Origin of the sequence: Streptomyces sp. NPDC057287, assembly GCF_042667905.1 — a bacterium.
In the GTDB taxonomy this organism is placed as follows: Bacteria; Actinomycetota; Actinomycetes; order Streptomycetales; family Streptomycetaceae; genus Streptomyces.
Window position 1 is genome coordinate 313,411 of sequence record NZ_JBHUYV010000010.1, and the last position, 23,040, is coordinate 336,450.

The following is a 23,040-nucleotide window of genomic DNA, read 5'->3' on the forward strand; positions in this document are numbered from 1 at the left end:
CGCTACCAGGCCACGGGCAGGCTCTGCGGCCCCCGGAGCAGCATGCCCGTACGCCAGGGGAGCCGGGCAGGATCCGTGTCGAGCCGCAGCTCCGGGCAGCGCTCCAGGAGCGTCCGGATGGCGATGCGGGCCTCGATGCGGGCCAGTGGCGCGCCCAGGCAGTAGTGGATGCCGTGGCCGAAGGCGACGTGCCCGCGGGCGTCCCGGGTGATGTCGAACCGGTCGGCGTCCGGGTAGCGGGCCGGGTCGCGGTCGCAGTCGGCCATCGCGATCAGGACGAGCTCACCGCCACCGGGGATCACCGTGCCCGAGACGTCGAGCGGCTCGGTGGTGAAGCGGTACGTGGGGGTCTCGACGGGTCCCTCGTAGCGGAGCGTCTCCTCGACGGTATTGCCGATGAGGCCGAAGTCGGCTCTGAGGAGAGAGAGTTGATCCGGGTGGGTCAGCAGACTCAGGACGCCGTTGGAGATGAGGTTGACCGTGGTCTCGTGACCGGCGACGAGCAGCAGCCAGGCCATGCCCATGAGTTCGTCCGCGGAGAGCCGGTCGCCGTCGTCGTCCGACGTGTGGATCAGGGCGCTCATCAGGTCTTCGCCCGGGGCCGCGCGCTTCTCCGCGAGCAGTTCGCCCAGATACGCGGTCATGGCGGCGGTGGCGCCGCTGCGCGCCTCCGCGTCGAGGGACGAGACCGCCGTGTTGGACCACTCGCGGAAGCCCTGCCGGTCCAGGGACGGCACACCCAGCAGTTCGCAGATGACGGTCATCGGCAGAGGGAACGACAACGCCTCCACCAGGTCCGCGCTCCGGCCGGGGCCGTCGAGCATGGAGTCGAGCAGGGCGTCCGTCATCTCCTGGACGCGCGGGGCCATCCGTTCCATCCGACGGGCGGTGAACTCCTTGGCCACGAGCCTGCGCAGCCGGGTGTGGACCGGGGCGTCGTGACTCAGCATCGACGTCCCCGAGGACACCTTGCCGACGCCGAGCGTGGGCGACGCCCTGCGCCACTCCTTGGAGAGCCGCTGGTCGGCGAGGAGGGCCCGCCCCGCCTCGTACCCGACGACGAGCCAGGCCTCCGCGCCCTCCGGGATGCGGACCCGGTGCACAGGGCCGAGGGCGCGTAACCGGGCGTAGACGGGATAGGGGTCGCGAGTGAAGTCGTCACCGAGTTCGCCGAGGTCGAGCAGGACTTCCGTGGTCACGTGATTCCCTTCAGGCCGGTCGGGCGGAGAGCACCGTGCCCTGTGCCACCGCGCACAGTGTCTCGGTCCCTCCGTCGTCCATGGTGTACAGATCACAGCGCACGACGGCCTGCCTGCGGCCGGTGTGGACGACCTCGGCGCGGGCGGTCAGGGTGCGGCCGCTCGCCGGCCGGACGTACTGGATGGAGAAGCCGCCCGTCAGGACCGCGGCTCCGAGGGTCGTCCCGGCGGCGAAGGTGAGCGCGTTGTCGGCCGCGTAGGACAGCACGCCGCCGTGCAGGAAGCCGTTCTGCTGGGTGAGTTCCTCGCGTACGTCGACCTCGAGGACGGCAGCGCCGTCCCCGAACCCGGTGATCCGCGCGCCGACGAGCGCGCTGAACGGCTGGCTGTCGAGGACCTGCTGTGCCGAGTCGAGGGAGAGTTCAGTCATGGACGCCATCCCACCTCACCAGCGCACCGGCAGGCGACGGACCCCCCGGAGCAGCAGCCCGGGCAGCCAGTCCGGCTCATCGGCGTCCGGGTCCCGTTCGAGCCCGGGGCACCGGTCCAGCAGCGCCTGGATCGCGATACGGCCCTCCATCCGGGCCAGCGGGGCGCCCAGGCAGAAGTGGATGCCGTGCCCGAAGGCCAGGTGCCCCTGGGCCTGGCGCAGGATGTCGAAGGTGTCCGGATCCGGATAGCGGTCTGCGTCGCGGTCCCCGGAGCCGAGGGCCACCAGCACCGCCTCGCCCCGGGGAATCACGACGGAGCCGATCGGGACCGGTTCACGGGTGAAGCGGAAGGTCGCTGTCGCGACGGGCCCGTCGTAGCGGAGCATCTCCTCGACCGCTCCGTCGATCAGCTCCGGCCGGGCGCGGAGCAGGGCCAGTTGTCCGGGGTGGTCGAGGAGCGCGCGCACTCCGTTGGCGATCAGGTTCACGGTCGTCTCGTGCCCCGCAACCAGGAGGAGGAAGGCCATGCCGGTCAGTTCGTCGCGCGACAGGCTGTCCCCGTCCTCCACGCGCGCCTGGATCAGGGCGCTCATCAGGTCGTCGCCCGGGGCGCAGCGCTTGTCCTCGATCAGCTCGTCGAGGTAGGCGCCCATGGCGTGGACGGCCTCGTTCTCCTTCTCCGCCGAGACGGGCGTGACGATGGCGTTGGACATCAGCCGGAAGGCGTCCCGGTCGATGTCGGGGACGCCGATGAGCTCGCAGATCACGGTCATCGGCAACGGGAAGGCGAACGCGTCGATGAGGTCGGCGCTCCCGGCGGGCACCATCGCGTCGAGGAGCTCGCCGGTGATCTGCTCGACGCGCGGGCGCAGGGCCTCGATCCGCCGCGCGGTGAACTCGCGTGCGACGAGCTTCCGCAGCCGGGTGTGGTGCGGAGGGTCCAGCTCCAGCATGTTGGCGTTGATCGGGTTGCTCGACACGGACAGGGTCTCCGTCGTCCGCCAGTCCTTGCTGAACCGCGGGTCCGCGAGGGCCGCACGGGCCTCCTCGTAACCGACGATCATCCAGACCCGCTCCAGGTCGTCGGTACGGACCGGGTGCACCGGCCCCTCGGCCCGCAGCTTCGCGTAGTACGGATACGGATTCGCGCTGAAGTCCTCCGCCCCGCGCAGATCGACCACCGACATGGCTCCGCCCCCTCTTCCGGTCCGTCCGGTCCGCGTTCAGCGTAGGCGGCCGTCTCCCGTCCCGTCCTCGTCCTCATGGAGGAGACCGGCGTCGTGGACCAACAGGGCGATCTGGACACGGTTGTTGAGCCCGAGACGGGCGAGGATCCGGGACACGTGCGTCTTCACGGTGGCCACGCTCAGATGGAGGGCCGCAGCGATCTCGGCGTTGGATCCGCCCCGCCCGACGGCAGCGGCCACGTCCTGCTCACGCTCCCCCAGCGTGGCGAACCGCTGCCGGGCGCGTGCGCCGCGGGCCTGCCGGTCGTCCGCGGGCTCACCCGCCGCGCGGGCCATGAGCCGGCGGGTGACCGCGGGCGAGAGGACGGGCTCGCCGGCCGCGACCCGCAGGACCGCCTCGACGATCTGCGCGGGCGGGGTGTCCTTCAATACGAACCCCGCGGCCCCCGCGCGGATGGCACGCAGCACCTGCTCGTCGGCGTGGAAGGTGGTCAGGACGATGACCTCGGGCGCGCCGGGCCGGCGCCGCAGCTCCTCGGTGGCCGCCAGCCCGTCCATCCCGGGCATCCGGATGTCCATGAGCACGACGTCGGGGTGCGCGCGTGCGACGAGGGCGGCGACCTCCGTGCCGTCGGCCCCCTCCCCGACCAGGTCGATGCCGTCGGCGCCGCCGAGCATCAGGGCGAGACCGGCCCGCACGAGCGGGTCGTCGTCGACGACGGCCAGCCGGACCGGTGGTGACTCCGGGGAGTGGGGAGTGCTCATGCGGGCCACGGTAGCCGGGCCCGGACCGTGAATCCGCCGTCGGGCCGGGGCCCGTGGTCCAGACTCCCGCCGGCCAGGCTCGCGCGTTCGGTGAGGCCGATGAGCCCCTGACCGGACCCCGGGACCGGCTCGAAGGGTTCGGCGGGTGCGGGGTTGCCGACCTCGATGGTCAGCCCGTCGCCCGGCCCGCCGGCGACCATGACGCCGACGGGTGCCCCGGGGGCGTGCTTACGGGCGTTGGTCAGGGCCTCCTGCGCGATGCGGTAGACCGTCCGCCCGGTGGCGGCGGGCGCACGGCCCGGTTCGGCGACGGTGTTGTCCAGGGTGACGTCCATGCCGGCCGAGCGGGACTCGTCGATCAGCGCGTCCAGGGTGACGAGGGTGGGCTGCGGCCTGTTGCCCTCGTCGCCGTCGCCCGGGGCGCGCAGGACGCCGATGATCTCGCGCAGGTCCTGCAGCGCCTCGTGGGCGCTGTCGCGGATGACTCCGGCGGCCCTGCCCACCTCGGCCGGGGGCGCGTCGGGCCGGAATTCGAGCGCGCCCGCGTGGACGCTGAGCAGGGTCAGCCGGTGGGCGAGGACGTCGTGCATCTCGCGGGCGATGGCCTCCCGCGCCAGCCGCTGGGCCTGCTCGGCGCGGAGAGCGGCCTCGGCCTCGGCCCGGCGGGCGCGTTCGCGCAGGGTGACGACCAGCTGCCTCCGCGACCGTACGACCATGCCCCAGCTGAGCACCAGCAGGACCAGCAGGACCCCGATGATCGTGGCGGCGACGAAGGAGGTGGCGGGGTCCGGGCGCACCATCGGCTGTGCGGGGGCCGCGAGGAGGGCGAGCGCGCCGACGGCGGCCACCGGCTTGAAAGGACGGTGCACCGCCAGGCTGAAGAGCGCGATCAGCATCGCTCCGGCCGCGACCGGTTCCACGACGCCCAGCACCGTGAGACCCGTGGCGATCACCACGGGCCACCGGCGCCTCACCCAGAGGGCGCAGCAGGCGGCGGCCCCGAGCAGGCAGTCGACGAGCACGACGCCGTCGGGGGTGGTGTGGTCGGCGTCGATCGCGGAGACGGCGAGGATCCCGACCCCCGCGGCGCAGAGGAAGAGCGTGATGTCCACGGCCCAGTCCCGCACGGTCCGGCGCGGCCTGCCCGGGTGCCCGGGCGTCTCGTGATCGGCCAGCGCCGAGGGCAGCAGCCAGGGGTATTCCGTACGGGTCATGTCGACAAAGCTACGCAGTCGGCAGGCTCTGCCGGGCACTTCCGTCCCAGGGAGATACCGAAGTCGTACGGTCCGATACTTCCGTCGGGGTCGGGCAGACCGGTGGCCGACGCGGGCCCGGGGTGGCCGGCCCCAGGCTCGGACCATGAAGAAATTCGTGGAGACGGCCGGATTCCTCGTGTTCGCACAGGGCGCCGCCGGGCTGCTGTACGAGTGGACGGGCTGGTTCCGGCTGTGGGCCGTGGTGGCGAGGCTCGACTTCCTCGACGGCTACGGACTCTTCGTCAGCATCGTGCTGGTGGTGACGGGCGGTGCCGTGATGATCGCGGCGGACTCCCTCAGGACGTGACGCTCCGACGCCCCCACGCGGTGCCGGCCAGCACGAGCACCGCGCCCAGCACACCCAGGGCGCCGAGGCGCTCACCCCCGATCGCGATGCCGGCGGCGGCGGCCCAGAGCGGCTCGGTACCGAGCAGCAGGCTGACGCGGGACGGCGACGTGCGGCGCACCGACCACATCTGCACGAAGAACGCGAACAGCGTGCAGAAGACCGACAGGAAGAGCAGCCCCGCCCACTCCGTGGCACCGAAGCCCGCCGCAACCGTCCAGGGCGCGGGACCCGTCCCGGGAACGGCGGCCAGCACGGCGAAGACGGCGACCGCACTGCCGAGCTGCACCGTGGTCAGGGAGAGCGAGTCGGCGTCCTGGACCGCCTTGATGCGGGCCATCGCCAGGACGTGGACCGTACGGGCGAGCGCCGCGAGCAGCATCAGGAGATCGCCTGCCGAGGGGCTGGTGAAACCACCGCCCTGGGTCAGCAGCACCACACCGACGACCGAGAGACCGGCCGCCGCGAGGAACGCCGACGGCGGCCGGACGCGGGTGACGGCCGCCTCGGCCAGAGGGGTGAAGATCATCGTGAGGCTGATGATGAGCCCCGCGTTGGTGGCCGACGTGTGGACGACGCCGTACGTCTCCAGCAGGAAGATCCCGCTGAGCACCAGCCCCAGCACACCCGCGCCCCGCCACTGCGCGCCGCTCAGCGCCCGCAGCCCGCGCCACCCCGCGACGGCCAGCGCGGGCAGCACGATCGCGAAGCGGAGCACGAGCACGGCGATCACGGTGTGCGTCGTGGTGATGCCCTTGGCCGCGAGGTAACTGGCCCCCCAGACGGCGGCGACGAGCAGGAGCGGAAGGTCGGTGACCCACGCGCGCCGGGACGGGGCGAGAGCGGGCAGGACGGCAGAGGACACCTGGTTCTCCTGGTTCTCCACAAGAGGAACGGTGTGGAGACCTCGCCGGCTCACACAGGGAGCAATCACCGTACCGAACGGACAGTCCCCTCGGGAACCTCTGTCCAGCGGGTGATCCGGCCGTCTGTTCGCAGGGGTCGTCACCGGCCGAAGCGGTCTCCCGGCGGTACCGCCTCCTCCTAGAATGTCGGTCTTGGGACGCTCGGACACACGGAGTTGGCACATGGGTGGAGCGCGGCTGGACGGACGGGTCGAGCGGGGGAACCAGACCAGGCAGCTGGTGCTGGGGCGCGCGGTCCACGTCGCCTCGACCGAGGGGCTGGAGGGCCTCTCGCTCGGCCGGCTCGCCACGGAGCTGAAGCTGAGCAAGAGCGGTGTCTTCGCCCTCTTCGGCTCCAAGGAGGAGCTGCAGCTCGCCACCGTGCGTGCCGCCGTCACCGTCTTCGTCGAGCACGTGCTGACACCGACCCGGGCCGTTCCGCCGGGTCTGGGCCGCGTCTGGCGGATGTGCGAGAGCTGGCTCTCCTACTCCCAGCGCCGGGTGTTCAGCGGTGGCTGCTTCTTCTACGCGACGATCGCCGAGTTCGACTCCAGGGAGGGGAAGGTGCACGACGCGCTGGCCTCCACCCAGACGGGCTGGGTGACGTTCGTGGAGGAAACCGTCGAGGAGGCCAGGGTGCGGGGTGAACTCGCCGCCGACACGGACGTCTCGCAGCTGGCCTTCGAGCTCATCGCGTTCATGGAGCTGGCCAACGCGGAGTCGGTACTGCACAACAACAGCCCCGGATACACGAAGGCGACGCGGGCCATCCTGGGGCGGCTGCACGCAGCCGCCACCGACCCCTCGCTGCTTCCGGCAGTTCCCGGGCGAATGTAGCCGCACGATCGTTCGTATAGTTATATGGTCGGCGGGAGGCCGGACCACGGATCCGGCCCGTCCACCTCGACGGAGGTACGGCCATGCCGTCCCGCATATGGAAGACGTCCTGGAAACACGGTCCGGCGGCGCGGAGCACCGGCCTCGGCCCGGCCGTCATCGTCAGCGTCACCGAATTCGTCACGCACCGCCCGTGGGGCACTCCCGCCGTCGCCGCCGAGGGCCTGCGTCTGCGGCGCGGCTGGCCGCAGACGTCCGGGGCGGTCGCCATCCGGCTCTGGATGGACACCGGCCTCCGGCTGAACCGCTCGGGGTCGGTCACGGTCTGGACCGACGAGGCCTCCCTGTCGGCGTTCGTCGCACGCCCGGACCATGCGCGCGTCGTCCGGGCGTTCCGGGGACGCGGAGTGATGCGGTCGGCCCTCACTGAGATCGCTCCGGCCGGCCTCTCCGCCGCCCCGCCGGCCGCGGCGTCCGACCCCTCCGCCGCTCCGTCAGGTCCCTCCGCCGGCTCCGGGTTGGCACCGGCCTGGGCCTACGCCGAGCGGATCCTCACCGGCACCGAACCCTGGAGCTGAGAGACAGCCATGGACATCGTGCTGCTCGACCGCACCGCCGTCCTGGAATCCGTCCGCGTCGTGGACGCGGCCCGCCCGGGCGACTGGCGGCGGCCGACCCCGTGCGACCGGTGGACCCTGCGGGAACTGGTGGAGCACATGGCCGCACAGCACTACGGCTTCGCGGCGGCGGCGCGCGGAGAAGGAGCGGACGCCGCCGCCCGGCGGCCTCCGGAGCTCGGGGACGACCCCGCCGGCGCCTACCGGACCGCCGCGACGGCCCTCCTGGAGGCCTTCGCCTCCTCCGGCCGGCCCGAACGGCCCTTCAGGCTGCCGGAGATCAGCGCCCGGCCGGTGCCCGCGCGCAGAGCCGTCGGATTCCACCTCGTCGACTACGTGGCGCACTCCTGGGATGTGGCCACCGCACTCGGGCTTCCGGTCCGTCTGCCGGAACCCGTGCTCCGGGCGGCCCTGCCGATCGCCCGTGCCGTACCGGACGGCGACGTACGGCGTGCGCCGGGCTCCGCGTTCCGCCCGGCTCTGCACCTGGGCGAAAGGCCCCTTCCTGACGGATCCGGCACGCTGCCGCTGATCCTGGCGGCCCTGGGCCGCGACCCCGGCTGGACACCGCCGCAGGGGCCGTGACCCGCAGCCCCGGCTGGGCACCGCACAGGGCCGTGACCTGCGGCCCGGTCTCCTCAGACGTCGCCGACGGTCCCGAACCGCGCAGGCCCGACGGGCCGGTAGGTGTGGATACTGATGCCGCTGCCGGTGGTCCGCGCGTCGGTCAGCTCGTAGGCCGTCGGCTGCCCGCCGTCCGGGAAGAGCCGCTTGCCGCTGCCCAGGTACACCGGGTGGACGAGCAGGTTGACCTCGTCGATCAGACCGTGCGGCATGAGGGACCGCGCGAGCACGCCGCTCCCGTGGATCTGCAGCTCGCCTTCCGCCGTCTCCTCCTTCAGCCGCGCGATCCCGGAGGTCAGGTCTCCGGAGACGACGGTGGTGTTCTCCCACGCGGGGTCGGTCAGGGTGGTGGAGACGACATGCTTGGGCAGCGTGTTGAGACGGGAGGCGATCGGGTCGAGCGGGTCGGTGACCCGGGGCCAGTAGGCCGAGAAGATGTCGTACGTACGCCGCCCGAGGAGGTAGGCGCCCGAGCGGTCGAAGACCTCGTTCATGAAGGCCGCCATTCCCTCGTCCGCGAAGGGTGCCAGCCAGCCGCCGTGACGGAACCCGCCGGCGGTGTCCTCATCGGGGTCCCCGGGCGCCTGCATCACTCCGTCGAGGGACACGAACGTGGTGAGAGTCAGCTTCGCCATGGTCCTGCTCCTCCGCCTCGCGGCCACGGATCGCGGCGGCCCGGGTGCCTCGGCCTGCCCTACCCCACTGTCGGGCGGAATCCACCGGACCGCCCGGTGAGCGCCGCCGCCCTGCCGCACCCGCAACCCCACCCGGACCGGGAGGGACCCGCGCGCCGCGCCCGGCGGCCGGTCCTACGCTGGCGGGGACGGTACGCGAACGAAATGGGAGACCATGAGCCAGACACCGCCCCCGGTCCGCAACCTCCATGACGGCAGCACCATCCCCGCGGTGGGCCTCGGCACCTGGCCGCTCGACGACGAGGCGGCCGAGAAGGCCGTCGCCGCTGCGCTGGAGACCGGCTACCGGCTCGTCGACACCGCACTGAACTACGGGAACGAGACCGGCACCGGCCGCGGGATCACTCGCTCCGGGGTGCCGCGTCAGGAACTCCTCGTCACGACCAAGGTGCCCGGCAGGCACCACGGATACGAGGAGACGCTGGCCTCCTTCGAGGAGTCCCGGAGCAATCTGGGCCTGGACTACGTCGACCTGTACCTCATCCACTGGCCACTGCCCCGGGTGGACAAGTACGTGGACAGCTGGAAGGCGATGATCAAGCTCCGCGAGGACGGCCTCGTACGCTCCATCGGCGTCTCCAACTTCACGGCGGAGCACCTGGACCGGCTGGAGCGGGAGACGGGTGTACTGCCCGTGGTGAACCAGATCGAGATGCATCCGCTGCTCCCGCAGGAGGAGCTGCGCGCCGTGCACGCCGCGAAGGGCATCGTCACGGAGAGCTGGAGTCCGCTGGCCCGGGGGCGGCAGGTACTCGAAGCCCCGGAGGTGATCGCCGCCGCCGAGGCCCACGGGGTGACGCCGGGGCAGGTCGTGCTGCGGTGGCACACCCAGCTGGGTGCGGTGCCGATTCCCAAGTCCGCCGATCCCGGGCGCCAGCGGGAGAATCTCGACCTGTTCGGCTTCGAGCTGACCCAGCAGGAGCTGGACCGCATCGGAGCCCGGCCGTCACACCGATTCGGCGGGGACCCCGTCACGCACGAGGAGTTCTGACGCCGGCTGTCCGGCACGACGCTGCCACTGCCGGCGGCTGACGGCGCGGCGGTCAGCGGCCGGCGGAGGACGGCGCGGCGGTCAGCGGCCGGCGGAGGACCCGGCGGGAGACCGCACCGGCGGTCATCGATTGCGGGGGGTGACCTCCGACATCCGGGACCAGTCGTCCCCGGGCACCTCCATGTTGATGATCTCCGGGACCTCGCTGACGAGCTCGGACATGGTGTCGATCGCCGCCTTGAAGTGGTCGGAGTTCACGTGCGCCACGCCCGCCTCCTGCGAGGCGAACGCCTCGAGCAGGACGAACTGGTCCGGGTTCTCGACGCTGTAGGACCAGTCGAAGAAGAGGTTCCCCGGCTCCTGACGGGTGGCGAGGGTGAAGTCCTCCACGGCCGGGAGCCAGTTGTCCCGCTCGGCGGTGCGCACGGTGAACTTGACGGCGATGAAGATCATGGCGACTCCTGCTCGGGACGACGACGTGCCGACCAGGGTCCCATATCCCCACAGGCCGGGTACGAACCGGCACACCCGCGCGCAGCAGGCGTGGTGGTCAGGGGTGTCGCCGTCGGAGGGTGCCGGATCAGAGGGGTGGGGCCGGCGCCCTGCACCGGCCCCTCGGAGCGTTCCGCTCACCGCCGCGCCCCCACGGGTCCGGCGGCCCGGTCAGGCGAGAAGTGCCCCCCAGACGCCGCGGATGTGCGCCGCCATGTCGATGGAGGGGTCGCTGAGCCACTGGAGCTGGATGCCGTCGGACGCCGCGATCAGCGCCGAGGCGGCGAACCGCGGGTCGAGGCCGGCGGGGGCGCGCCCTTCCCTCTGTTCCGTCACGACGTGCTCGGCGATGCCGTCGCGAAGGAGCGCGAAGCGCTTCCGGAAGTACGCGTGGGCCGGATGCGCGGGGTCGGTCGAGGCCGCGGCGAGAGTGACGTAGAGGCGGACGCGGGGTGAGTTCGCCGCGTTCGCCGTCAGGGCCCGGGCCAGGAACTCCCCCGGATCGGACACCGCCCCCGGGGACCGGTAGCGCGCTTCGGCCGCCTCGTCGCCGGCGCGCAGGACCTCGGTCAGCAGGTCGTCCTTGGACGTGAAGTAGTGCATCAGACCGGTGAGGCTGATTCCGCACTCCCCGGCGACCCTCCGCAGGGTGGTCGCCCGTTCGCCCTCCCGGCCGAAGATCTCCAGGGTCGCCCTGAGGATCTCGTCCCGCTTGGCGGCCCCCTTCGGGTACAGGTTTCGCTCTCTCACGCGGTCACTCTAGGTCCTGTCCGGCGGCGCATGCCGGGCGGCCCACCGGCGCTCGATCGATGCAGCGACCCGCCGGCCAAGGAGCTGGGCGGAGCAGGCGGGGACCGCCGATAAACACCTCGACATCGGGCGGGTGATCAGGGACGCTTCGCGCGATGACCAGAATCGATGACACACCGCCCGCGTGGGACGAGCGCACCCAGCTCACCACCTTTCTCGACTACGCACGTGACACCACGCGCGCCAAGTGCGACGGCGTCTCCGCGGAGAACGCACGCAGGGCCCTGCTGCCGGGCTCACCCCTGATGACGATGAGCGGAGTGGTCAACCACCTCCGCTGGGTCGAGTACTACTGGTTCCAGGTGGTCTTCCTCGGCGAGGAGGACCAAGGCCCCTGGACCGATGAGGACCCCGACCGCGAGATGCGTGTCGCCGTCGACTTTCCGCTCACGCAGCTGCTCGACGAATACGCCGAACAGAGCGCCCGCTACCGCGATCTGGTCGCCGGCAACGGCCTGGACGCGCAGGCCCGGCGAGCCGTCCGCAACGGCCTCCACGTCGACCTGCGCTGGATCCTCCTCCACCTCACCGAGGAGACGGCCCGCCACAACGGCCACCTGGACATCCTGCGCGAGATGCTCGACGGCAAGACCGGCGATTAGACCCGGCGGAGACCACGGGCGGAGCCGGAGTCGGATCGAGGCGACGGCGCCGGCGCCGGCGCCGTGGAAGAGGTAGCCGCCTCCCTCGTCGGAAGGCGGCCCGCCGGCCCTTCGGGCCGCCGTGGCGGCCGGGCCGCGTGCGCGAGGTCCGCCACCGAGGCGGCCGGCACGGATGCGCTCCATGACCGGAACGGGCTGCGGAGCCTCGCGCCACCGGCCCGGAGTGATCAGCAGGGCCGGGGCGCGGCGCCCGCCCTCACCGGAGGTGGATCGTGGCGGGACATCCCTTGCTCCAAAAAACAGTACACCGTACTGTTTCTTGGCAACCGCAGGCCGCCTCACCGCGCGCCCCGTACGGCCACGTGCGCCGGAGGTGTCGCGCGGCCGGCGCCGCCGGCGATCCGCACCCGCGCCCCGTACGACGCAAGGAGAAGGCATGACCGACTCGGACCGCACGAGCGAAGCATCACCCCAGGAGACGGTCGCCCGGCTCGGTCTCGGCGAGAAGGCCGCGCTCACGACCGGTGCGGGCTGGTGGCACACGACCGCGCGGCCGGAGGCCGGGATCCCCGCGGTCCGCCTCTCCGACGGTCCGCACGGGCTGCGGCTCCAGAGCGGCGCCGCCGGTGACCACCTGGGCATCAACGGCAGCGCCCCCGCCACCTGCTTCCCTCCGGCCGTGACCCTGGCGTGCACCTGGGACAGCGAGCTGGCGGGCCGGGTCGGTGACGCGCTCGCCCGCGAGTGCCTCACCCACGGCGTGCACGTGCTGCTCGGCCCGGGCATCAACATCAAGCGCAGCCCTCTGTGCGGGCGCAACTTCGAGTACTTCTCCGAGGACCCCCTGCTCAGCGGGGTCCTCGGCGCGGCCTGGGTCAAGGGGCTGCAGGCGCAGGGGGTCGGCGCCTCGGTGAAGCACTTCGCCGCGAACAACCAGGAGACCGGCCGCATGACGGTCAGCGCGGACATCGACACGCGCACCCTGCGCGAGGTCTATCTGCCGGCCTTCCACCGGGTGGTGACCGAAGCCGAACCGTGGACCGTCATGTGCGCCTACAACCGGATCAACGGCGTCCACGCCTCGCAGGATCCGTGGCTGCTGACCGACGTGCTGCGGGGCGAGTGGGGGTACGAGGGCCTCGTCGTCTCGGACTGGGGCGCCGTGCTCGACCGCGCGGCGGCGCTCGCCGCCGGGCTGGACCTGGAGATGCCGTCCTCGTCGGGAGCCGGCCCCGCCCGGGTGGCGGCGGCCGTGGGATCCGGAGAGCTGGACGAGGCGGACGTGGACCGCGGCGCCGTCCGCGTCGTCGAGCTCGCCCGCAAGGCCGCCGCGCACGCCCGCCCCGGCGCCGCCTTCGACCCGGACGCCCACCACGAGCTGGCCCGCGAGGTCGCCGCCCGGGGCGCCGTCCTGCTCAGGAACGAGGGAGGAGTCCTGCCCCTGGACCCGGCGGCGGCCCAGCGCATCGCCGTCGTGGGGGAGTTCGCGCGCACCCCTCGCTATCAGGGCGAAGGCAGCTCTCGCGTGACCCCGACCCGTCTCGACGACGCCCTGAGCGCGATCACCCGCTCCGCCCCCGCCGCACAGGTGACCTTCGCGCCCGGCTTCCCCGTGGACGCACCGGACGACGACGTGACCGCTCTGCGCGAGGAGGCGGTGCGCGCGGCGGCAGCGGCGGACGTGACCGTGCTCTTCCTCGGCCTCCCGCCGAGCTACGAGTCCGAGGGTTTCGACCGCGAACACCTGGAACTCCCATCCACGCAGACCGAGTTGCTGGAAGCCGTCACGGCGGTGAACCCCCGCACGGTCGTGGTGCTCGCCAACGGCGGCGTGGTCCGGCTGTCCGGCTGGATCGATCGCGTACCGGCCGTCCTGGAGGGCTGGCTGCTCGGTCAGGCGGGCGGCTCGGCCACCGCGGACCTGCTGTTCGGGCGGGCCAACCCGTCGGGGCGCCTGGCGGAGACGATTCCGCTGCGGCTCGCCGACACCCCGGCCCACCTCGGATGGCCCGGCGAGAACGGTCACGTCGCCTACGGCGAGGGCCTGTTCGTCGGATACCGCTACTACGACGCCCGCGAGGCGGAGGTCTCCTTCCCCTTCGGGCACGGCCTGTCGTACACCACCTTCGACTACAAGGACCTGCGGGTGTCCCGCGACGACACCGGCTTCGACGTCACCGTGACCGTCAGCAACACCGGGGAGCGCGCCGGCCACGAGGTCGTGCAGGTCTACACCTCCGCGCCCGGCTCGCGTGTGACGCGGCCGGTGAGGGAGCTGCGCGGCTTCGCGGCCGTACGCCTCGAACCCGGTGAGAGCCGGCCCACCACCGTGCGCGTCGCCCGCTCCGGACTCGCCCACTTCGACACGGCGGCCGACGCCTGGCTCGTCGAGGGACTCGACCACCGCTTCGACGTCGGCGCCTCCAGCCGGGACATCAGGCTCAGCGCGACGGTCGCGGTCGAGGGCGACGCGTTCGCCCCCGAGCCGGGGCCCGACTCGACCCTCGCCGAGTGGTTCGCGCACCCGGTCGGCGGGCCCGCGCTCGCGGAACTCCTGCGGCGCGTCGAGGAGTCCGTGCCGGGCGGCCTCCCGAAGGAGGACAGCCCCTGGCACAAGATGGTGGCCGGGATGCGGCTCGGCCAGCTCGCCGGGATGCCGATCGTTCCCGTGGACCAGGACGACGTCCGGGAACTGGTGGAGAAGGTCCGCCGGGCGGCGCGGGGGTAGGCCCGCGCCCGGGACCTCGCCGCCTGACCGCCGGGCGGTCAGGCGGCGAGGTCCCGGGCGACCGTCCGGAACCCGCAGTTGCCACTGCTGGAGGCCGGCGTGTTGGCCGAGCGGGCGGCCACCCGGTAGCGGTGGCAGTACGAGTGGTGGCACAGGTACGAACCGCCGCGCATGACGCGCCGTTCCCCGCCGCCGGGGCCCTCGGGGTCGGCGGCGGGCGAGCGCGCGTAGTAGTCGGCGGCGAACCAGTCCGCGCACCACTCCCAGACGTTTCCGGCGACTTCGTGCAGGCCGTGGCCGTTCGGCGGGTACGCCCGCACCGGTGCGGTCCCCAGCCAGCCGTCGTCACCGGTGTTGCTGTGCGGGAAGACCCCCTGCCAGATGTTGCACACCCACTGTCCGCCGGGGGTGAGCTCGTCCCCCCACGCGAAGCGGCGGCCTTCGAGGCCACCGCGGGCCGCGTACTCCCACTCGGCCTCGGTGGGAAGCCGGCGGCCCGCCCAGGCGCAGTAGGCCGCCGCATCGTGCCAGGCCACGTGTACGACCGGGTGGTCCGGTTCCGCCGTGGACAGGGGGCCGTAGGGGTGGCGCCAGTCGGCCCCCCGGACGTCCAGCCACCACGGCGCGACCGGGTCGGCTCCCACCACGTCCGCGCGTCCGGCGGCGACCGCCAGGTGGAAGACCGCCGAGTGCCCCGCCCGCTCGGCGACGGTCGCGTACCCGGTCTCCGCCGCGAAGGCGCTGAACATCGCCACGGTGACGGCCGTCGCGTCGATGCCGAACGGCCTCACCCGCACCGTGTGCACGGGCTGTTCGCCGTCCGCCGGATAGCCCTCCCCGAAGGCGTCCCCCATCCGGAACTCACCTCCGGGCAGCCGCACCTCGTCATGCGCGGGTGGCTCGGGCGCCGGGCTCGGGAGCGGTGGGCCGGGCAGGGAAGTGCGGGTCACCGATGCGCAACAAACCATTGACGTCTCCATGGCGCGATTATATGAATGTGCACATAGGTGAAGTCGCACATAGGAGCTGCATCCGTGAAGTTCGAACACGTCCTGCTGGCTCTCCTGGCGCGGCGCCCGCACAGCGGCTATGACCTGCGCAAATGGCTGGAGGTCGAAGGGCAGTTCCTGTGGGCACGCGCCCACCACAGCCAGATCTACCGCAAGCTCGGACAGATGGAGGCCGACGGCTGGGTGCGTCACGAGGTCGACGAGCGGGAGGGCCGTCCGGACGCCAAGGTGTACCGGCTGACCCCGGAAGGGCGCGCCGCCCTCATGGAGTGGATCCGCTCCCCCTACGAGCCCCCGAGCCGCTTCCAGGAGATCGACTTCCTGGCGAGGTTCAGCACCGCCGCACCGCTGGACCACGAGGCGGCCGTCGGGATCGTCAGGACCGAGCTCGACTACCGCCGGGCGCAGATCGCCCGCAACCGCGGCCGCGACCGCACCCTGCGCTACGAGGACCCCGTGCCGGGTCTCGACCGGGAGACGGACCGGCAGGTCCACACGGCGCTCCACGAGCTCGGCGCCGCGGGCATGGACCGCTGGGTCGCCTGGCTGGAGCAGACCCTGCACCGACTGACCGAGGGAAAGCCCGTCCGATGAAAGCAATCATGGTGATGTTCGACAGCCTCAACCGGCACATGCTGCCGCCGTACGGAGGTGACTGGACACACGCCCCGAACTTCGCCCGCCTCGCCCGGCGGGCGGTGACCTTCGACAACGCGTACGCCGGGTCGATGCCCTGCATGCCGGCGCGCCGCGAGATCCACACCGGGCGGCACAACTTCCTCCACCGCAGCTGGGGCCCCCTGGAGCCGTTCGACGACTCCATGCCGGAACTGCTCAAGCAGAACGGCGTCCACACACACCTCGCCAGCGACCATCCGCACTACTGGGAGGACGGCGGGTCGACCTACCACGGCCGCTACACCACCTGGGAGTTCTTCCGCGGGCAGGAGGGCGACCCGTGGAAGGGCCAGGTGGCGGACCCCGGGACACCGGACGACCTGAAGCGGATGCGGTTCGGCACCTACCGCCAGGACTGGGTCAACCGGCCGCACATGGCGACGGAGGACCGGCACCCGCAGACCCTCACCTTCGACGCCGGGATCGAGTTCATCCACACCAACCGGGATGCCGACCGGTGGTTCGTGCAGATCGAGACGTTCGACCCGCACGAGCCCTTCTTCAGCCACCAGCGGTACAAGGACCTGTACCCGCACGACTACGAGGGTCCGCACTTCGACTGGCCCGACTACAAGAGGGTCGTCGAGGCGCCCGAAGAGGTGGAGCACGGCAGGATGGAGTACGCGGCGCTCCTGTCGATGTGCGACCACTCGCTGGGACGCGTGCTGGACACCATGGACGAGCTGGACCTGTGGGACGACACGCTCCTGGTCGTGTGCACCGACCACGGTCTCCTGCTGGGTGAGAAGGGCTGGTGGGGCAAGAGCGTCCAGCCCTGGTTCAACGAGCTCGTCCACCTGCCGCTCTTCGCGTGGGACCCCCGCGCGGCGAATGCGGGCACCCGGCACGAGGCGCTGGTCCAGACCGTCGACCTCGCCCCCACCTTCCTGGAGTTCTTCGGGGTGGACCGCCCCGGTGACATGCAGGGCCGGCCACTGCCGATCGCCGAGGACACCCCGGTGCGCGAGGCGGGCCTCTTCGGCATGCACGGTGGCCACGTCAACGTGACGGACGGCCGTCACGTCTACATGCGGGCGCCCGTCGATCCCGGCAACGCACCGCTCCACGAACACACGCTGATGCCGACCCACATGCGGGGCCGCTTCTCCCCCGCCGAGCTCGCGGACCTGGAGCTCGCCGAGCCGTTCACCTTCACCAAGAACATCCGTACGCTCCGCGTCCCGGGCCGCACCCTGTTCAACCCGTACCACCACGGCACGCTCCTCTTCGATCTCGAGACCGACCCCGAGCAGCGGACGCCCCTGGTCGACGACGAGGCCGAACTGCGCATGGCCGGGCTGATGGTGGGTCTGATGAGGGCCAACGACGCACCGGCCGGCCAGTACGAGCGCCTGGGCCTCCCGGCCGAGGGGCCGGTGACGACGGAACACCTCCTGGTCCGCGCCCAGCGCGACCGGGCGGAGCGCGCCGCGCAGCCACTTCCCCGCGCCGAGGACTACCCCGCGGGACGCCTCTCGCTGCGCACACCGCTCAAGGCCCTGATCGCCGATCCGGCCGCCGTCGAGGTACTGCGCAGGCGCCTGCCGGGCGTCGTCGACTCCGAGCTGCTCCAGCTGCTCGACGCCACTCCGCTCATCGACGTGGCCGCGATGGCGGGGCCCCTGTTCCCTCCGGCGTCCCTCCGTCTGGTCGCCGAGGAGCTCGCCGGGCTCTGAGACCGCCCGCCCTTCCGGGCCGGTGACGGGGATGCCGCCCCGTCACCGGCGTACAGCCTCTCCCGCCCGCAGACCTACCCGCAGAGAAAGAGACGGCACAATGCCCCAGCTTAGTCAGGGCCCCGTCATGCCCGGATCCGTGTCGCACGTCCAGGGCCGAGGACGACAACTCACCCTCCTCGGCGGCACCATGCTGATCGACAGCACCGAGGCGAGTCTGGTCAGCAGCCTCTTCCCCCTCATCAGGCAGTCGCTCGGGGTCTCCCTCGGAGCGCTGGGCATCCTGACCGCCGCCGGCAAGGTCGTCGGCGCGTTCACCGGGCCCTTCTGGGTGTGGGCCGCCCAGCGCTGGTCCCGCAAGAGCGTGCTCGTCCTGGCCACCGGCCTGTGGGGGGTGTGGGGCGTGGCCGCGGGCTTCTCCCAGAACTTCACGCAGCTGCTGGTGCTCTACACCATCCTCGCGGCCGGGTACGCCGCCGCGCATCCCATCGTCTCCGAACTCATCGGAGACCTCTTCGCAGGAACCTCCCGCGGCCGCGCCGTCGGCATCGTCTACGGGGCGATATCCCTGGTCAGTGCCGTGATCGGGCCGCTCAAGGGACAGCTGGCGGGCGTGGACGAGGGATGGCGCTGGGGCCTGTGGGGCGTGGGCGCCTTCAACATCCTCCTCGGCCTCTGCCTCTGGATCTGGTTCCGCGACCCGGGGCGGGGGGCGTCGGAGGAGCAGCTGGCGGGCCTCGACCGCGCCACCCTCGACAGGCACGCGAAGCTCACCCGGGCCAAGGTCCTCTCGCTCCTCGGCATCCGCAGCTTCGTCATCCTCCTCGTGTCCCGCCTGCTCTCCGGGCATCTCCTGGTGGGCACCTTCGGTGTGGTCTACCTGGTGGACGTCTACGGCTTCAGCACGCAGAAGGCCTCGATCGTCCTGCTGCCGTTCGGCGTCGGCTACTTCCTGGGCACGGTCCTGGGAGGCTTCGCGGCCGACCGGGTCAACCGCCGCAGCCCACGCCACGGGCTGGTCGCGATCCTCCAGGCGGCGCAGTTCGCCTTCGCCCTCTTCGCCTTCCTGGGCACACAGTTCGACTACGGGAACATCGCGGTGTTCTGCGTGTTCTTCGCGCTCATCGGAGCCGCCCAGGGGGTCAACCCCAGCGTCAACCGGCCCATGGTCATGGCCATCACCCCGCCGGAACTGCGCGGAGCCGCCTTCGCCCTGTACGTCTCCGTCTTCGAGGCGATCGCCTGGGCGGCCTTCAGCCTGGGGGCTGGCTTCCTGGGTGACGCCGTGGGACTCCGTACGGTCTTCCTGTGGGTCCTGGTGATCCTCATGGTGGTCAACGGCGCGTTCCTGACCCTGCTCCACCGCCCGTACGCCGACGACGTCGCCCGCGTCCAGCGCGTACTGTCCGCGCGGCGCGAGGAGGCACTGAGCGGCACGTCGCCCTCGTAAGGGGACGGAAGCGCGGCCGGGCAGGCTCAGGACCCGGGGCCGCGCCCCGAGGAAGCCCCCTGGAGGGGGTTCGCCGGGTTCCGGGTCAGCATCGTCGCCCCCAGCACCGTCAGCGTGTGGATCACGGTGTTGCCGTGGCGGTGGCTGGTGATGAGCCCGGCGTCGCGCAGGGCCGTGGTGTGATGCGTCGCGGTCGCCGGAGAGACTCCGGCCCGCCGGGCGGCCTCCGTGGTGGTCGCCCCGGCGGCCGCGGCCTGCAGGACCGCGGCACGGGCCCGTCCCAGCAGCACCTGCAGGGACGGGGAGCCGGCGCTCTCGGCCGCGGTCCTCGCCGGCCCGGTGGGAACCTCGTGGCGCAGGGAGTAGATGAGGACGGGGGGCAGCCCCGGATCCGCGAGGGAGATCGGCCCCTTCCAGCAGAAGTACGACGGGATGAGCAGCAGCCCGCGGCCCTCCAGCCGGATGTCGTGATCGGTCGGATACGCGCTGACCTCCAGCCGCGGGTGCTTCCACCGGACGGTCGGGCCGAGCCCTTCGAGCAGGCCCTCCGTGCCCCCGTCGAGCAGGTGGCGGGCCAGCCGCAGCCGCTCGGTGTGCAGGCTCTCGCGCACCCACTCCTCGTGGGGTGCGATGACGGTCCGGTGATAGGCGCGCAGGACGTCCACCAGCTCGCCCCGGCCCTCCCTCTCCGTCAGCCGCCCCAGGCGGGCGGGCACCCGTACGACCCGTGCGAGGGCGGCGAGTTGGGCCGCGACCTGGTCCGGTGGTGTGGCGAGAATGGCGTCCAGCCCTGCTTCGAGCCCCGCCGTGCCCTCCAGCGGGGTGAGGAAGTCGGGGAAGTAGGAGGCGCGCGGGTAGAGAGGCAACAGGACCCGCCTCACCACGCCTTCGAGCCCCGCTTCCCGCAGCCGCTCACGCGCGGGGTGGTACCAGTGCGCGTACGCCCCACGGCCCAAGGGGGTCTGGAAGCGATGCAGGCTGGACGCGATCTCCCACAGCGGATGCGGTGCCGCCGCGACCCGGGTCCTGGCCAGGTCCTCAGCGGTGAAGTGGAAGCGAAGCACTGCCGTCACCCTTTCCACCTGCGTCATTTCATCTCGTTCGAATGAGCATGACAGCCAGGGGCGCAGGCCGGAGCATGAACTCGCCTCGTCGCACCGATCCCCGCGACACCACGCGCCGCTCCCGTCTTCCTCCAGCCCCACGCCCCCACACCCCGAGGAGTCCCGATGACCTCTTCCCCGAACCGCCGCACGATCCTGCGCGGAACCTTCGCAGTGACCGCGGGTGCCTTCGCGGGCCCGCTGCTCCTCTCGGGCACCGCGCACGCCTACGGCTGGTCGCGCACCCTGAACCAGGGAGCGAGCGGCGCCGATGTGACGGAGCTTCAGATACGTGTCGCGGGGTGGGCGGCGGACTCGGCCTCGCACTCCCGGGTGAGCGTCGACGGTGCCTTCGGCGCGGGGACCGCCGCGGCGGTGCGCAGATTCCAGGCGGCCTACGGCCTGTCCGCGGACGGCAGCGCCGGACCCGCCACCCAGGCCCAGCTCAACGCCCTGGAGCAGTCGGACGGTTCGACGGCCCACTTCAACTGGAGTGAGTTCACCGACCGTTCGAGCGGCACGTTCAACGGCGGCAAGCTGAGCGCGGCCGCCACCCGGGAGAACGCCCGCCGCGCCATGTACAAGCTGGAGGCCCTGCGCAAGAAGCTCGGCAACACGGCCGTCACCGTCAACTCGGGCTTCCGCAGCATCGCGCACAACGCCGAGATCGGCGGCGCGAGCGACAGCATGCACCTCTACGGCACGGCGGCCGACCTCGGTGTGCCCGGCGTCAGCAACCGCACGGTGTACCAGAAGGCGGAGACCTGCGGATTCTCCGGCCTGGAGCGGTACACCGTCGACCACCAGCACGTGGACAGCCGCGCGGACCTCGGCCGGGCCTGGTGGTGGGAGAGCGGCACCATCTGAGGCGCGACGGCCCGACGGCCCGACCGCTCGCAGCCTGCCCGCGCCGAGCCCGGCGTCCCGGGCGACCGGCCACTCCACCGCTCTCAGCCGGGCTCTGCCACCGCACGCCCGGAGCCACCCTTCTCCCCGGAGGCACACCGATGCACCGCAGACCGCCACGCACACCCGTGCGCCGCGCAGCACTGCCCGTCCTGGGCACCCTCGCCGTCCTCGTCACCGCCGTGCAGCCCGCCGGGGCCGCGCCGCGCCCCGGGGGCCAGGACCCCGTGGGCCGCGCCTTCACCGGTGCCGCCGCGGAGTTCGGCGTACCACGCGACCTCCTGATAGCCCTCGGATACGGGGAGACCCACCTCGACGACCACGCGGGCCTGCCGAGCCAGGCCGGTGGCTACGGGGTGATGCACCTGGTGAGCAACCCCGACCAGCACACCCTGGAGCTGGCGTCCCGGCTCACCGGCGAGGCACCCTCCGCACTGCGTGAGGACACGGCGTCGAACATCCGCGGCGGTGCGGCCGTGCTGCGCTCGTACGCCGACGAGGCCGGCCTCGACCGGGCCGAACGGCGGGACGCCGACGCGTGGTACCCGCTGGTGGCCCGGTACGGCGGGGCGGCGAACCCGTCCAACGCGCGTCTCTACGCCGACACGGTCTACACCTTCCTCGCCGAGGGTGTCACGGCCCGCACCCCGGACGGCGAGGAACTGTCCGTGCGCGCCCGCGCCGTCGACCCCGAGCGCGGCCCGTACGAGAGCGCCTCCGTGGCGTCGGCGCAGAGCCCGGACTACCCGTCGGCCCTGTGGGTCCCGGCCAGCACCGCCAACTACGCGGTGGGCCGCACCGCCTCCATCAGCAAGATCGTGGTGCACGTCACCCAGGGCTCGTACGCCGGGTCGATCAGCTGGTTCCAGAACCCCTCGGCCCAGGTCAGCGCCCATTACGTGGTGCGCTCGTCGGACGGTCAGATCACCCAGACGGTCCGCGACAAGGACACCGCCTGGCACGCCCGTTCGGGCAACGCGTCGGGCATCGGCATCGAGCACGAGGGGTACGTCGACAACCCGAGCTGGTTCACCGACTCGATGTACCGCTCCTCCGCCGCGCTCACCGCCTACCTGTGCAACAGGTACGGCATCCCCAAGGACCGCGCCCACATCGTCGGCCACTCCGAGGTCCCGAACAACGACCACACCGATCCGGGGCCGAACTGGAACTGGACGTACTACATGCAACTGGTGGGCGGCAGCACGGGAGGCGGCAGCGTCCAGCTGACCTTCCCGTCCTACGACACCCTGCGCGCCGGTTCGTCGGGCGCCCAGGTGTCGGCCGCGCAGTCGCTCCTCAACCAGCAGGGATACGACGCGGGCACGGTGGACGGCAACTTCGGTTCGAAGACCACCGCGGCCGTCACCGCCTTCCAGCGGGCACGCGGGCTCGGCGCGGACGGAGTCGTGGGCGCGCGCACCTGGACCGCGCTCCTGGCGGCCGGCAGCACGCCCGCCCTCAGCCAGGGCAGCACCGGCTCGGCGGTCCAGCGCCTCCAGAGGGCCCTCACCGCCGCCCTGGGACGCACCGTCTCCGCGGACGGCACGTTCGGATCGGGGACGCAGCAGGCGGTCCGGGACTACCAGAGCGGTCGCTCGCTGGGCGTCGACGGCGCTGTGGGCTCCGCGACCTGGACGGCTCTGCAGGCCGGACGCTGAGCAACGGGAGCGGCGGGGGGGGCCCCACGCCCGCCCCCCCCCCCCCCGGGGGGGGGCGCGAGACCCCCCCC

The 23,040-nt window shown here is 72.3% G+C and carries 23 protein-coding genes; 12 read left to right on the forward strand and 11 right to left on the reverse strand.

What is annotated here, in order from left to right; genetic code table 11:
• Nucleotides 1–2: 2 nt before the first annotated feature.
• Genes ACFUNE_RS21560 through ACFUNE_RS21580 form a run of 5 tightly spaced genes read right to left on the reverse strand, consistent with a single transcriptional unit; the run spans nucleotide 3 to nucleotide 4,796 of the window.
• Nucleotides 3–1,199 (reverse strand): cytochrome P450, encoded by a 1,197-nt coding sequence (locus ACFUNE_RS21560; RefSeq protein WP_383570230.1) that lies wholly within the window; start codon nucleotides 1,197–1,199, stop codon nucleotides 3–5.
• 10 nt (nucleotides 1,200–1,209) lie between these two features.
• Nucleotides 1,210–1,629, reverse strand: coding sequence for a PaaI family thioesterase (locus ACFUNE_RS21565; RefSeq protein ID WP_383570233.1), 420 nt, complete (start codon nucleotides 1,627–1,629; stop codon nucleotides 1,210–1,212).
• A gap of 15 nt (nucleotides 1,630–1,644) precedes the next feature.
• Nucleotides 1,645–2,817, reverse strand: coding sequence for a cytochrome P450 (locus tag ACFUNE_RS21570; RefSeq protein ID WP_383570236.1), 1,173 nt, complete (start codon nucleotides 2,815–2,817; stop codon nucleotides 1,645–1,647).
• A 36-nt stretch (nucleotides 2,818–2,853) separates the two neighbouring features.
• A complete protein-coding gene (locus ACFUNE_RS21575) occupies nucleotides 2,854–3,582 on the reverse strand; it encodes a response regulator (protein WP_383570239.1) in 729 nt (242 codons plus the stop codon).
• Entirely contained in the window at nucleotides 3,579–4,796 is a 1,218-nt protein-coding gene (locus ACFUNE_RS21580; RefSeq protein ID WP_383570242.1) for a sensor histidine kinase, read from the reverse strand. The genes ACFUNE_RS21575 and ACFUNE_RS21580 overlap by 4 nt, the downstream gene beginning before the upstream one ends.
• Nucleotides 4,797–4,941: 145 nt before the next feature.
• On the opposite strand from ACFUNE_RS21580, the gene ACFUNE_RS21585 reads away from it, so the two are divergent.
• Nucleotides 4,942–5,145, forward strand: coding sequence for a hypothetical protein (locus ACFUNE_RS21585; RefSeq protein ID WP_383570245.1), 204 nt, complete (start codon nucleotides 4,942–4,944; stop codon nucleotides 5,143–5,145).
• Here the strand turns inward: ACFUNE_RS21585 and ACFUNE_RS21590 are convergent.
• Complete coding sequence (locus ACFUNE_RS21590; protein WP_383570330.1) at nucleotides 5,135–6,049, reverse strand: DMT family transporter; 915 nt, start codon at nucleotides 6,047–6,049, stop codon at nucleotides 5,135–5,137. The genes ACFUNE_RS21585 and ACFUNE_RS21590 overlap by 11 nt on opposite strands.
• Nucleotides 6,050–6,272: 223 nt before the next feature.
• On the opposite strand from ACFUNE_RS21590, the gene ACFUNE_RS21595 reads away from it, so the two are divergent.
• The 3 genes from ACFUNE_RS21595 to ACFUNE_RS21605 all read left to right on the forward strand — a co-directional run bounded on the left by ACFUNE_RS21595 (nucleotide 6,273) and on the right by ACFUNE_RS21605 (nucleotide 8,128).
• On the forward strand, nucleotides 6,273–6,926 hold the full coding sequence (locus tag ACFUNE_RS21595) for a TetR/AcrR family transcriptional regulator (protein WP_383570248.1): 654 nt from the start codon (nucleotides 6,273–6,275) through the stop codon (nucleotides 6,924–6,926).
• A gap of 83 nt (nucleotides 6,927–7,009) precedes the next feature.
• A complete protein-coding gene (locus ACFUNE_RS21600; RefSeq protein WP_383570251.1) occupies nucleotides 7,010–7,504 on the forward strand; it encodes a hypothetical protein in 495 nt (164 codons plus the stop codon).
• Nucleotides 7,505–7,513: 9 nt separating this feature from the next.
• Nucleotides 7,514–8,128 carry a TIGR03086 family metal-binding protein gene (locus ACFUNE_RS21605; protein WP_383570254.1) on the forward strand — a complete coding sequence of 205 codons (615 nt, stop codon included), beginning with the start codon at nucleotides 7,514–7,516 and terminating at the stop codon, nucleotides 8,126–8,128.
• 53 nt (nucleotides 8,129–8,181) lie between these two features.
• Here ACFUNE_RS21605 and ACFUNE_RS21610 read toward each other — a convergent pair whose 3' ends face one another.
• Entirely contained in the window at nucleotides 8,182–8,802 is a 621-nt protein-coding gene (locus ACFUNE_RS21610; RefSeq protein WP_383570257.1) for a dihydrofolate reductase family protein, read from the reverse strand.
• Nucleotides 8,803–9,016: 214 nt separating this feature from the next.
• Here ACFUNE_RS21610 and ACFUNE_RS21615 point away from each other — a divergent pair, with 214 nt between their 5' ends.
• Nucleotides 9,017–9,853, forward strand: coding sequence for an aldo/keto reductase (locus ACFUNE_RS21615; protein ID WP_383570260.1), 837 nt, complete (start codon nucleotides 9,017–9,019; stop codon nucleotides 9,851–9,853).
• A gap of 123 nt (nucleotides 9,854–9,976) precedes the next feature.
• Here ACFUNE_RS21615 and ACFUNE_RS21620 read toward each other — a convergent pair whose 3' ends face one another.
• Both ACFUNE_RS21620 and ACFUNE_RS21625 read right to left on the reverse strand, forming a co-directional pair.
• On the reverse strand, nucleotides 9,977–10,306 hold the full coding sequence (locus ACFUNE_RS21620) for a putative quinol monooxygenase (protein ID WP_383570264.1): 330 nt from the start codon (nucleotides 10,304–10,306) through the stop codon (nucleotides 9,977–9,979).
• Nucleotides 10,307–10,516: 210 nt separating this feature from the next.
• Nucleotides 10,517–11,095 carry a TetR/AcrR family transcriptional regulator gene (locus tag ACFUNE_RS21625; RefSeq protein WP_383570267.1) on the reverse strand — a complete coding sequence of 193 codons (579 nt, stop codon included), beginning with the start codon at nucleotides 11,093–11,095 and terminating at the stop codon, nucleotides 10,517–10,519.
• Between the two features lie 155 nt (nucleotides 11,096–11,250).
• On the opposite strand from ACFUNE_RS21625, the gene ACFUNE_RS21630 reads away from it, so the two are divergent.
• On the forward strand, nucleotides 11,251–11,757 hold the full coding sequence (locus tag ACFUNE_RS21630) for a DinB family protein (RefSeq protein WP_383570270.1): 507 nt from the start codon (nucleotides 11,251–11,253) through the stop codon (nucleotides 11,755–11,757).
• A gap of 436 nt (nucleotides 11,758–12,193) precedes the next feature.
• Complete coding sequence (locus ACFUNE_RS21635) at nucleotides 12,194–14,485, forward strand: glycoside hydrolase family 3 C-terminal domain-containing protein (RefSeq protein WP_383570273.1); 2,292 nt, start codon at nucleotides 12,194–12,196, stop codon at nucleotides 14,483–14,485.
• Between the two features lie 38 nt (nucleotides 14,486–14,523).
• On the opposite strand, the gene ACFUNE_RS21640 is transcribed toward ACFUNE_RS21635, so the two are convergent.
• A complete protein-coding gene (locus ACFUNE_RS21640) occupies nucleotides 14,524–15,453 on the reverse strand; it encodes a formylglycine-generating enzyme family protein (protein WP_383570276.1) in 930 nt (309 codons plus the stop codon).
• A 66-nt stretch (nucleotides 15,454–15,519) separates the two neighbouring features.
• Here ACFUNE_RS21640 and ACFUNE_RS21645 point away from each other — a divergent pair, with 66 nt between their 5' ends.
• The 3 genes from ACFUNE_RS21645 (at nucleotide 15,520) to ACFUNE_RS21655 (ending at nucleotide 19,299) form a co-directional block, all read left to right on the forward strand.
• A complete protein-coding gene (locus ACFUNE_RS21645; RefSeq protein ID WP_383570279.1) occupies nucleotides 15,520–16,089 on the forward strand; it encodes a PadR family transcriptional regulator in 570 nt (189 codons plus the stop codon).
• Nucleotides 16,086–17,849 carry a sulfatase-like hydrolase/transferase gene (locus tag ACFUNE_RS21650; protein ID WP_383570282.1) on the forward strand — a complete coding sequence of 588 codons (1,764 nt, stop codon included), beginning with the start codon at nucleotides 16,086–16,088 and terminating at the stop codon, nucleotides 17,847–17,849. The genes ACFUNE_RS21645 and ACFUNE_RS21650 overlap by 4 nt, the downstream gene beginning before the upstream one ends.
• A gap of 100 nt (nucleotides 17,850–17,949) precedes the next feature.
• On the forward strand, nucleotides 17,950–19,299 hold the full coding sequence (locus ACFUNE_RS21655) for an MFS transporter (RefSeq protein WP_383570285.1): 1,350 nt from the start codon (nucleotides 17,950–17,952) through the stop codon (nucleotides 19,297–19,299).
• Nucleotides 19,300–19,325: 26 nt separating this feature from the next.
• Here ACFUNE_RS21655 and ACFUNE_RS21660 read toward each other — a convergent pair whose 3' ends face one another.
• On the reverse strand, nucleotides 19,326–20,363 hold the full coding sequence (locus tag ACFUNE_RS21660; RefSeq protein WP_383570332.1) for an ArsR/SmtB family transcription factor: 1,038 nt from the start codon (nucleotides 20,361–20,363) through the stop codon (nucleotides 19,326–19,328).
• Nucleotides 20,364–20,528: 165 nt separating this feature from the next.
• Between ACFUNE_RS21660 and ACFUNE_RS21665 the strand changes: the two genes are divergently transcribed.
• A complete protein-coding gene (locus tag ACFUNE_RS21665) occupies nucleotides 20,529–21,269 on the forward strand; it encodes a D-Ala-D-Ala carboxypeptidase family metallohydrolase (protein ID WP_383570288.1) in 741 nt (246 codons plus the stop codon).
• Nucleotides 21,270–21,409: 140 nt separating this feature from the next.
• Nucleotides 21,410–22,969, forward strand: coding sequence for an N-acetylmuramoyl-L-alanine amidase (locus ACFUNE_RS21670; protein ID WP_383570291.1), 1,560 nt, complete (start codon nucleotides 21,410–21,412; stop codon nucleotides 22,967–22,969).
• Nucleotides 22,970–23,040 lie beyond the last annotated feature (71 nt).